Annotated in this window: 9 protein-coding genes; 6 read left to right on the plus strand and 3 right to left on the minus strand. The window is 60.0% G+C overall.

The genetic code is table 11. The annotated features are described in order from the left end of the window. The 3 genes from BGN91_RS12710 to BGN91_RS12720 all read left to right on the plus strand — a co-directional run. Positions 1 to 429, plus strand: a 429-nt coding sequence (locus BGN91_RS12710; protein WP_292613700.1) for a hypothetical protein, incomplete at its 5' end; no start/stop codon positions are given. Further along, positions 429 to 968 (plus strand): TRAP transporter small permease subunit, encoded by a 540-nt coding sequence (locus BGN91_RS12715; RefSeq protein ID WP_292613701.1) that lies wholly within the window; start codon positions 429 to 431, stop codon positions 966 to 968. The genes BGN91_RS12710 and BGN91_RS12715, both read left to right, overlap by 1 nt. Further along, positions 965 to 2,575 (plus strand): TRAP transporter large permease subunit, encoded by a 1,611-nt coding sequence (locus BGN91_RS12720; RefSeq protein ID WP_292613703.1) that lies wholly within the window; start codon positions 965 to 967, stop codon positions 2,573 to 2,575. The genes BGN91_RS12715 and BGN91_RS12720 overlap by 4 nt, the downstream gene beginning before the upstream one ends. 271 nt (positions 2,576 to 2,846) lie before the next feature. Here the strand turns inward: BGN91_RS12720 and BGN91_RS12725 are convergent, their stop codons facing one another. The 3 genes from BGN91_RS12725 to BGN91_RS12735 all read right to left on the minus strand — a co-directional run bounded on the left by BGN91_RS12725 (position 2,847) and on the right by BGN91_RS12735 (position 5,805). Continuing rightward, the gene (locus tag BGN91_RS12725; protein WP_292613705.1) at positions 2,847 to 3,935 is read right to left on the minus strand and encodes a TRAP transporter substrate-binding protein; all 1,089 of its coding nucleotides are present in this window, start codon (positions 3,933 to 3,935) and stop codon (positions 2,847 to 2,849) included. A 74-nt stretch (positions 3,936 to 4,009) separates the two neighbouring features. After that, positions 4,010 to 5,137: an Mrp/NBP35 family ATP-binding protein gene (locus BGN91_RS12730; protein ID WP_292613707.1), complete on the minus strand. Its 1,128-nt coding sequence runs from the start codon at positions 5,135 to 5,137 to the stop codon at positions 4,010 to 4,012. A gap of 278 nt (positions 5,138 to 5,415) precedes the next feature. Further along, positions 5,416 to 5,805 (minus strand): VOC family protein, encoded by a 390-nt coding sequence (locus BGN91_RS12735; RefSeq protein WP_292613709.1) that lies wholly within the window; start codon positions 5,803 to 5,805, stop codon positions 5,416 to 5,418. 291 nt (positions 5,806 to 6,096) lie between these two features. Here BGN91_RS12735 and BGN91_RS12740 point away from each other — a divergent pair, with 291 nt between their 5' ends. From BGN91_RS12740 to BGN91_RS12750, 3 genes are all read left to right on the plus strand, one after another. Then, a complete protein-coding gene (locus BGN91_RS12740; protein ID WP_292613711.1) occupies positions 6,097 to 6,966 on the plus strand; it encodes an NAD(P)-dependent oxidoreductase in 870 nt (289 codons plus the stop codon). A gap of 180 nt (positions 6,967 to 7,146) precedes the next feature. Next, positions 7,147 to 8,748, plus strand: coding sequence for a HAMP domain-containing sensor histidine kinase (locus tag BGN91_RS12745; RefSeq protein ID WP_292613712.1), 1,602 nt, complete (start codon positions 7,147 to 7,149; stop codon positions 8,746 to 8,748). Between the two features lie 111 nt (positions 8,749 to 8,859). Beyond that, positions 8,860 to 9,372 (plus strand): TIGR02281 family clan AA aspartic protease, encoded by a 513-nt coding sequence (locus tag BGN91_RS12750; protein WP_292613713.1) that lies wholly within the window; start codon positions 8,860 to 8,862, stop codon positions 9,370 to 9,372. Positions 9,373 to 9,646 lie beyond the last annotated feature (274 nt).

Genomic DNA, 9,646 nt, shown 5'->3' on the forward strand with positions numbered 1-9,646 from the left:
CATCATCGACCGCCACAATCGCCCGAGCGTCAGCCGGCACATGAGCGTAACCGGCGGTTAGGCAGACAAACTGTCGCGGACGGCGTGCGCGCCGCCCTATACTCCCCCGATATCAACAAGCCTGCGGTTGACGACGGTAGCCCGGCGCTGGAATGGTGCGCCGGCTTCATGGTAGCGCAGCCGAGCGGTGCGCTCCATTTCGGGGAAGCACCGAAACTTCGCAGCGCGACGCGTACCCTGTCCAGAAGTGGCTTGCGTGAGCGGTGCTGGTCTCTGGGCATTTTCTGGCTAAGTGGAATCCGGTTAGCCGAAGGAAATGCTCTCAATCAAAAACTTGCGCGTATGCTGATCGCAAAACCGGTATCCACTTTTGCGGAATACGCGCTAGCCCGGCTTCCAAAATCGCGGCGGCTCGCGAGGAGGATGTGATGCGTCCGTTTCTGGCCCTGAGCGCGGCCATCGACCAGCTCAACGAAAAGGTCGGGTACGTCTGCAACATCCTCGTGCTGCTCGCCGTTCTTGTGAGCGCCGGCAATGCGATGATCCGGTATGCATTCGGCTACAGCTCGAATGGCTGGCTCGAATTGCAGTGGTACATGTTCGCGGTCCTCGTGATGTTCGGTGCGTCCTACACTTTCAAACGCAACGAACACGTCCGCGTCGAAATCTTCTATTTGTTTCTCTCCGAGCGCGGCAAGCTCTGGCTCGACCTCCTCGGCACGTTATTTCTTCTGATCCCGGCGTGCCTGCTGCTGAGCTACCTGTCCTGGCCGTTCTTCATGCAGTCCTATGCGGTCGGCGAAATGTCGGGGAATGCGGGCGGCCTGGTCCGCTGGCCGATCAAGCTCGTCGTCCCCGCCGGTTTCGTAATGCTTGCACTTCAGGGTGTCTCGGAGGTGATCAAGCGCATCGCGGCACTGCTCGGCGTCGTCACGATCGATACGACGTATGAGAGACCGACCCAATGATTACGCTCCAGATGATGCCGCCGATGATGTTCGGCGGGCTGGTTCTGGCGATGCTGATCGGCTTTCCGGTGGCCTTCACGCTGGCTGCTGTCGGACTCTCGTTCGGCTTCCTCGCGATCCATCTCGGCTTCTTCGACCTGAATTTCCTTCAGGCCATTCCGGGACGCGTGTTCGGCAGCGTGCTGTCCAACGAACTGCTGCTCGCGATCCCGTTTTTCACGTTCATGGGATCGGTGCTGGAGCGCTGTGGCCTTGCGGAGGACATGCTCGACTCGATGGGTCAGTTGTTCGGGCCGATCCGCGGCGGCCTCGGATATTCGGTCATACTTGTCGGCTTCATCCTCGGCGCCATCACCGGCACGGTCGCTGCGCAGGTGATCGCGATGGCGCTGATCTCGATGCCCGTAATGATGCGCTACGGCTATAACACGCGCTACATCACCGGCGTGCTGGCGGCGTCCGGCACCATCACCCAGCTCGTTCCGCCATCGCTGGTGCTGATCGTCCTCGCCGACCAGCTCGGAAAGTCGGTCGGCGATATGTATCTCGGCGCGTGGGGACCCTCGCTGTTCCAGATCGTGCTGTTTGCCGGCTACACGTTCCTGCTCGGCATCTTCAAACCCCATCACGTTCCGCCGGTGCCGAAGGAATTCCGCACGCTCACCGGCTGGCCGCTCTGGCGCAAATGCCTGATGGGCATCATTCCGTCCGCTGTCCTGATCTTCGTCGTGCTCGGCACCATGATGATGGGACTGGCGACGCCAACGGAAGCTGGCGCGATGGGCGCTGTCGGCGCCATCGTTCTAGCGGCCATTCACCACAAGGATTTCAGCACCACCGGCCGAAAATTTCTGATTGTCGGCTCGATCGCCGGCGGTATCGGCACGCTGGTCGGAATCTTCGTCGCGGAAGGACCGGCCTTCAAGATCGCGTTCGCCGTCACCTATCTTGCCGTCGTGTGGATTTGTCTCGAAGCCGTCCGCATTCCCGGACTCCGAGACCTCATCAAACAAGGCTATCAGTCGACCATGCGCCTCACCACCATGGTGACTTTCATCCTGATCGGTTCGACCTGTTTCTCCGTCGTATTTCTCGGCGTATCCGGCGGCGAGTGGCTCGAACACCTCTTGATTTCGCTGCCTGGCGGCGCGTGGGGATTTCTTGCCTTCATCAACGCCTTCATTTTCTTCCTGGCATTCTTCCTCGATTTTTTCGAGATCGCCTTCATCATCCTGCCGATGATCGCACCGGTGGCCCAGAAGCTTCTCGCCCCGATCGTCGGCGCGGACGCAGCCCTGATCTGGTTCGGCGTCATGATCTGCGTCAACATGCAGACCTCGTTTCTCCACCCGCCGTTCGGTTTCGCCTTGTTCTACCTGCGCGGAGTCGCGCCTCGCGAAGTGAAGAGTTCCGACATCTACTGGGGCGCCGTGCCCTGGATCGGATTGCAGATCATCATGGTCGTGCTCGTGATCGCGTTCCCCATAACGGTGACGGGGTTGCTCGGCAAAACGGCAACCGTCGATCTCAACAAGATCAAGATCGAGGTCCCCGATATCGACGTCGCGCCGCTCGATTTCGGTCCGTTACTGAAACCACAGCAATAGCGAATGTTGTCATTCCGAAGCGCGCCGACGGTGCGAGCCCGGAAATCCAGTCGACGAATTGTCGCTGAATATCTGGATTCCGGATCGCCGCCAGAGTCCGATTCAACTGCGTTGACACAGACTCTGGCCTTACCCTTTTGATCGAGCATGATCTTATCCGAAAACCGGCTTTCCCCTTTTCGGGATCATGCTCTAACGCGGCGTCCGGAAATGACCGGAAAGGCTTGCAGCAGCCTGATAGAATGCTTCGTGCCTGGGCGATTTGTGCGCGTCAGCCGCGGGTCCGCGACCGGATCATGAAGCTGTCGTAGGTATATTCGGCCACCTGCCACCACAGGTATTCGTCCGAGCGATAGGCCTGCATCGTATCGATCGCCTTCTTGAACTCGGGATTCTTCGCCGAGATCTCGCCCCACAATTCATTCGTGGCTTTCAGGCAGGCATCGAGGATGTCGTTGCTGAGCGGCCGGAGTTGCGTGCCGCCTGCGACGAGACGCTTGAGGGCGGTGGGATTCTGCATGTCGTAGCGAGCCGTCATCCAGGTGTTGGCGTTCGCCGCCGCATTCATCACGATCGCCTGGTAGGCCTTCGGCAAGGTATTCCACTTTTCGAGATTGCAGAATGCGTGAACAGTCGGGCCGCCTTCCCAGAAGCCGGGATAGTAGTAGTATTTCGCGACCTTCTGGAAGCCCAGCTTTTCATCGTCGTATGGACCGACCCACTCGGCCGCATCGATCGTGCCCTTTTCCAGCGAAGGATAAACGTCACCGCCCGCAAGCTGTTGCGGCACGACACCGACCTTCTGAAGCACCTGCCCGGCAATGCCGCCGATTCGCATCTTCAGGCCCGACAAGTCGGCGACCGTCTTGATCTCCTTGCGGAACCAGCCGCCCATCTGCGTGCCGGTATTGCCGCAGGGAAAGCCGATCACGCCGAACTTCTTGAAAAACTCATTGGCGAGTTCATTGCCTCCGCCCTGATAGAGCCAGGAATTCTGTTGACGCGCGTTGAGACCGAACGGCACGGACGCGAAGACCGCGAAAGTCGGATCCTTTCCCACATAATAATAGGAAACCGTGTGGCTCATCTCGACGGTATCGTTGGCCGTCGCATCGAGTGCCTGCAATCCGGGGACAATCTCTCCGGCAGCAAAGATCTGGATTTGAAATTTGTTGTCGGTCATTTCCGCGATCTGCTTCGCAAAGAACTCGGAAGCGCCGTAGATCGTGTCGAGCGACTTCGGAAAACTCGACGTCATGCGCCATTTGATCTCAGGCGCCGATTGCGCAATTGCCGGCGAAGCGACGGCTGCGGCTGCAGCACCGGCTGCTGAAACCTTCAGAAAATCACGACGTTTCATTCAGGCACTCCTTGTGAGAACGTTTCTTTGAATTCCTGCACGCAATCGCAGACGGCTCCTGTGGAAACGCGGCTCTAGACGGTAGCGATCGTCTCCTGAAGCCGGTCGCGCACATGTCCGGCGATCGTCCGGTAGATCGCCGCGTGCGGTCCGTCGGGATCGCTCTCCACGACCGGATGACCCAAATCCGAGGTCTCGCGAATCGACATATGAAGCGGGATTTCGCCGAGGAACGGCACTCCCAGCCGTTCCGCTTCATGCCGCGCTCCGCCGTGACCGAAAATATCGCTTCGCGCCCCGCAATGCGGGCACTGGAAAAAGCTCATGTTTTCGACGATGCCGAGAACCGGCACGTTGACCTTTCTGAACATGGCCAACCCGCGTCTCGCATCGATCAGCGACAAATCCTGCGGTGTCGAAACGATGACGGCGCCCTTGAGCGGCACGGTCTGCGCAAGCGTCAGTTGCGCATCGCCGGTCCCCGGCGGCATGTCCACGACCAGAATGTCAAGTTCGCCCCAGGCGACATCCCGCAGCATCTGCCTGATCGCGGACGTTACCATCGGACCGCGCCAGATCATCGCGCTTTCTTCCTCGACCAGAAAGCCGACCGACATGACCGCCAGGCCAAAACGCGCGATCGGGACCATCTTCTTGTCGGCCGTCAATTGCGGCTTTTCCCGAATCCCGGTCAGTCTCGGTATCGAGGGTCCGTAGATGTCCGCATCGAGCAGACCGACCCGCAAACCGAGAGCCCGCAGGCCGAGCGCGAGATTGAGCGCAGTGGTCGACTTGCCGACGCCGCCTTTGCCGGAGGCAACGGCAATAACGGCGGCAACTCCGGGAATATCCGTCTGTCGCGCCATCGGGGAGCCTGACGGCGGCGGCGACCGATGCGTGGACACATGCGGAATCCCCTGCCCGGACCGCGGCGGCGGATAAGCGGGGTCCCCCGGCTTGCGTTCGGCGGTCAAGGCAACCATCGCAACCGACACGCCGGGGATCGCGCGCACCGCCGCCTCCGCCTGGGCGCGAACACCCTCCCATGCGCCTGTCTCCGACGTCTCGACGTTAATGGAGAAAAACACCCTGTCGCCGTTAACGGCGATCTCCGACAGTACGCCGGCGTCGGTCAACGCCACGCCGCGCGGAGAAAGAACGCCGGCCAGCCGATCGAGAACTTGTTGCGGCGTTACGGTCAAATCATCACTCCGGGATCGGCTTGCTCGCAGAGTGGATTTGACATTCGCTATCCGATTTGCAGCGAGCGCGAGAAGCGAATGTCAAATCCGAAACTCCACTAGAACCCTATTTGCGTCCTTGGTTTCCACCATTTGCGAGAATACCTGCCTCAACAGGATGCAAATGTTAGAATCGGACCACTCGCCTCGAAACAGGCTCAACATGGCTACCCGCCTCACCCCGGTCAACGCCCGTGCTCGATTAATCCAACGGCAGACCTGCGCGCAAAGCGGCGAGGTTACTTCCGTTCAGCCGCCGCATCGTAATTCAGCTCGATCATCACGCCGTTCGGGTCGCTGACGAAAATCTGCCACAGGGCCCCGCCCGGGACCTCGCGAGCTCTGAAAGCGAAGCCTTTCGATTCCAGACGTTGTTTCATGCCGCTGAAATCGCAGCTGGCGAAGGCAATATGATGGACAACGCCGGAATCCGGCTTCTGCGGCTCCGACGTCGGTGAGATGTCGACGAGGTGAACCACCGGCTTTCCCTCGCTATAGAGCCACGCGCCAGGAAACGCGAAGTCCGGCCTGGCGCCTTTGGTGAGACCAAGGACCTCCTCGTAAAAGCGTACCGTCTCGGCAAGCTTGCGGGTCCGGATATTGAAATGATCAAGCGTGCCAACGCTCATGTCGCGTCGCTCCCGTGTCCGACTGACGAACAGTTACCGGCTTAATCCTAACGCGTTTTGAAACGTCTTGGAATTCTGCCGGCGACAACTCTCTATTGCCCCGATCGCATTGCCGTTGCGTCCGTGCTTTTTAAGGATATTCCCGCCTTTGCCGCTGCAGCCTCAGAGGCTATGCTGAGCAGAGGGCAAGATTTGATCGCGACGCGGTCGTCCCCGCTCACCCGCAAAATGCCCGTCAAGCAGGCTCGCCCGCGATAACGGAAACCCCGGATTTTTGAATAAGGTTTGGACATGGCCAAAGTCGCATTTCTCGGTCTCGGCGTCATGGGATTCCCCATGGCAGGACATCTCGCCGTAAAAGGCGGCCACGAGGTGACCGTGTTCAATCGAACGCCGGCCAAAGCCAGGGCGTGGGCCGAGAAATTCGGCGGCAAGACCGCACCGACGCCGCAAGCGGCAGCCGAAGGTCAGGATTTCGTGATGGCCTGCGTCGGCAACGACGACGACTTGCGCGCCATCACGATCGGCGCCGGGGGCGCCTTTGCCGGAATGAAGCGAGGCGCCACCTTTGTCGATCATACGACCGCCTCCGCACAGGTCGCGCGCGAACTCGATGCCGAAGCGACCAGACGCGGCTTCGGTTTTGTCGACGCCCCGGTTTCCGGCGGGCAGGCCGGCGCCGAAAATGGCGTTCTCACCGTCATGTGCGGCGGAACGGAGAGCGCCTACGCCGGCGCCGAACCGGTCATCGCGGCCTATGCCCGGATGTGCAAACGGCTTGGCCCGGCCGGCGCGGGCCAGTTAACAAAAATGGTCAACCAGATCTGTATTGCCGGCCTCGTCGAAGGACTGTCGGAAGGCATCCACTTCGCCAAGAAGGCGGGACTCGACGTCAATTCGGTGGTCGAGGTGATTTCGAAGGGTGCCGCTCAATCCTGGCAGATGGAAAACCGCTCCAAGACGATGAACGAAGGCAGGTTCGATTTCGGCTTCGCCGTCGAATGGATGCGCAAGGACCTCTCGATCTGCATCTCCGAGGCCCGCCGTAACGGCGCCAGTCTTCCGGTCACAAGCCTGGTGGATGCGTTCTACGCGGAAGTCGAGAAAATGGGAGGCCGCCGCTGGGACACCTCCAGTCTCCTCGCGCGCCTCGAACATTAACGGAGGCCCGGTTCGCGACAGGCGCGACTCGGGCCATTCGCCGCAGTAAATCCTGTTTCGAAAAGGATTTAACCTCCCGTTAACTGAATTGGCCTGCACTTTAAGGCAGCCCTTAATGATTTAGCGCCAGAGATAAGCGAGTAAGGACTCGCGCGCCGCGTGTAGGATTCGTGTTGGTTGATGAGTACCCCCGCCGATAAACCTGAAGTCGTCCAGGTTCCGGTCGCGCCCGCGATTGTACCTTCCGCACGTCATCGGCGCGACGCCACGCAGCGGGTCCGCGAAGCGCGCGACCGGTTGACCTCGACGAGCGGAACCCGCCCGGCGTTCGATCACGAACTGCTTCGGCAATATGCGCAAACGCGGCTGTCGGCCTCGTTCGTGGTGATGCTGCTCGTGGTCGCAGCCGGCGTGCTGTTCGGCTTCTGGTTGGAGCCTGCGACGGCCGCGGCATGGACATTCGTGATGCTGTCCATCCATGCCCTCATCATCTACAACTGCAACAATTTCCTCAAGGAGACGTCGTCCCACAACAGCACCCGCAGATGGCGCGTGCGCTTCATTCTGCTCGACCTCCTGTACGGCCTGTGCTGGATGGCGATCCTGGTTCATCCCTCCGGATCGGACCCGGTTGCAAATACCCTGATGATGTTCCTGATGCTGCTGGTCGTGGCGGTATCGACCATGCTCGCCGCGAGCCTGCCCATTGCAGCGCTTGCCGCAACCGCCCCCGTGACCTCGGTGATCGCGCTGAAGTTCGCAGCCGGCGGCTCTTTCAACAACTACGTCCTTGCCATTCTCGCGCTGGTCGCGGAAGGATATTTTGCGCTGCTCGCGCATCGCCTGCATTCCACGACGCTGGCGACGCTCGAAGCGCGCGCAGAAAAGGACGCCCTGATCGCTGAACTTGAACAGGCCAAGGCCATTTCGGATGAAGCGCGGCATCGCGCGGAATCGGCCAACGTCGCAAAATCGCGATTCCTGGCTCAGATGAGTCACGAACTGCGGACACCGCTCAACGCCATCCTCGGATTTTCCGAAGTGATGAAGAGCGAGATTTTCGGCGAGCACGCGGTCGGCGTCTACAAGAGCTATTCGGCCGACATTCACAATTCCGGCGTTCACCTGCTGAATCTCATCAACGAGATTCTCGACCTGTCGCGAATCGAAGCCGGCCGTTACGAACTCAATGAAGAAGCCGTGTCTCTGGTCCATGTCGTCGCGGACTGTCACCACCTCCTGAAGCTGCGGGCCTCCAGCCGCGGCATCGCCATTCACGAAGTGTTCGAACAAGGCATGCCGCGCATCTGGGGCGACGAACGCGCCACGCGGCAGATCGTGCTCAACCTGTTGTCGAACTCGATCAAATTCACGCCACAGGGCGGCGAGATCTGGTTGAAGGTCGGATGGACCGCTTCGGGCGGGCAATACCTCAGCGTCAAGGATAACGGCTCGGGAATCGCGGAGGACGAAATCCCGATCGTGCTGGCGTCATTCGGGCAGGGTTCGAATTCGATCAAATCCGCAGAGCAAGGCGCAGGTCTCGGATTGCCGATCGCAAAGAGCCTGATCGACATGCACGGCGGCACCTTTACGCTGCGATCCAAGCTCCGTGTCGGCACTGAGGTTATCGTCACCTTTCCGCCGGAGCGCGTGATGTCGGCCCTCGCGCCGATGGAGGAAGCGCCGCCGCTCCAGCCCACTCAATCGGCCGATCCGGCAGCGGATGAAAAACGCCGCCTGCGGAACAAGCCGATCATGAATGCCGGCACAGGTCTTTAGACAGGGTTTCGGGAGCGCATGAATGATCGTCATGGTCCTGAATGAGTATCGGAACGCCATGTTGAGCGACTTGCATCAACAAGCTGCAGCCGAAAACCTGACAGGTGCATCGTGATCCGCATCCTGCTTGTCATCGTGATGCTGGCGGCGACAGCCGGCGCCGTGGTCGCCTATGGCGACCCGGCCCGAATATCGGCCGCGAAAAGCGTGGTCTCGACCATGCTGCGCGAGGCCGGCGCAGGCCCTCCGCGTAGCGTCCAGATTCCTCGCGCCCAGAATGGCGACTTCACGTTGCACGCCAAGATCAACGGCGTGAAAACAGCGATGATCATCGACACCGGCGCAACCTCTGTCGTCCTTACCTATGAAACCGCGAAAGCGGCGGGGCTGCCGCTGGAATTGCTGAACTACGACGTCGATGTCGAGACCGCCGGCGGACACGCGCGCGCCGCGCGGCTGACACTTGACCGGCTTGCGGTCGGGAAGCTCGTCGAGCGATCGGTGCCGGCGCTCGTGGTGCCGCGCGGCCAGATGAAAACAAACCTTCTCGGGATGAGTTTCCTCAACAGGCTCGAGAGTTGGGAAGTCCGCGCGGACCGACTGATGCTGCACGGCTATCCCTAAAAGCAGCGTTCGCAAAGAACCATCCGTGCCCCGGCAATGATGCGCAGCAATCGCGCCTCTACGACCGCGTCGAACAACTGAGACGGTCGCACCGCGAGTTTCCCGGAACGCTCACCCGCGCCAGTCGGATGACATGAAAAGCATTTGTCACAAAAATGCGCACTTTGATTGAGACGTTGTAAGCGTTGATTCGATGCGTCTCGATCGACTCCTGTTTTCCATATTTTGTCGACCATCCGTTATATCTAAGCATGAGCCGATCAATATTCTCAAA

The organism is Nitrobacter sp. 62-13 (genome assembly GCF_001896955.1).
Classification (GTDB): domain Bacteria; phylum Pseudomonadota; class Alphaproteobacteria; order Rhizobiales; family Xanthobacteraceae; genus Nitrobacter.

Bases quoted from the DNA above. Each gene is read 5' to 3' on its own strand.
- BGN91_RS12735 (WP_292613709.1), bottom strand. From the start codon at position 5,805: ATGAGCGTTGGCACGCTTGATCATTTCAATATCCGGACCCGCAAGCTT.
- BGN91_RS12725 (WP_292613705.1), bottom strand. From the start codon at position 3,935: ATGAAACGTCGTGATTTTCTGAAGGTTTCAGCAGCCGGTGCTGCAGCC.
- BGN91_RS12740 (WP_292613711.1), top strand. From the start codon at position 6,097: ATGGCCAAAGTCGCATTTCTCGGTCTCGGCGTCATGGGATTCCCCATG.
- BGN91_RS12745 (WP_292613712.1), top strand. From the start codon at position 7,147: ATGAGTACCCCCGCCGATAAACCTGAAGTCGTCCAGGTTCCGGTCGCG.
- BGN91_RS12720 (WP_292613703.1), top strand. From the start codon at position 965: ATGATTACGCTCCAGATGATGCCGCCGATGATGTTCGGCGGGCTGGTT.
- BGN91_RS12715 (WP_292613701.1), top strand. From the start codon at position 429: ATGCGTCCGTTTCTGGCCCTGAGCGCGGCCATCGACCAGCTCAACGAA.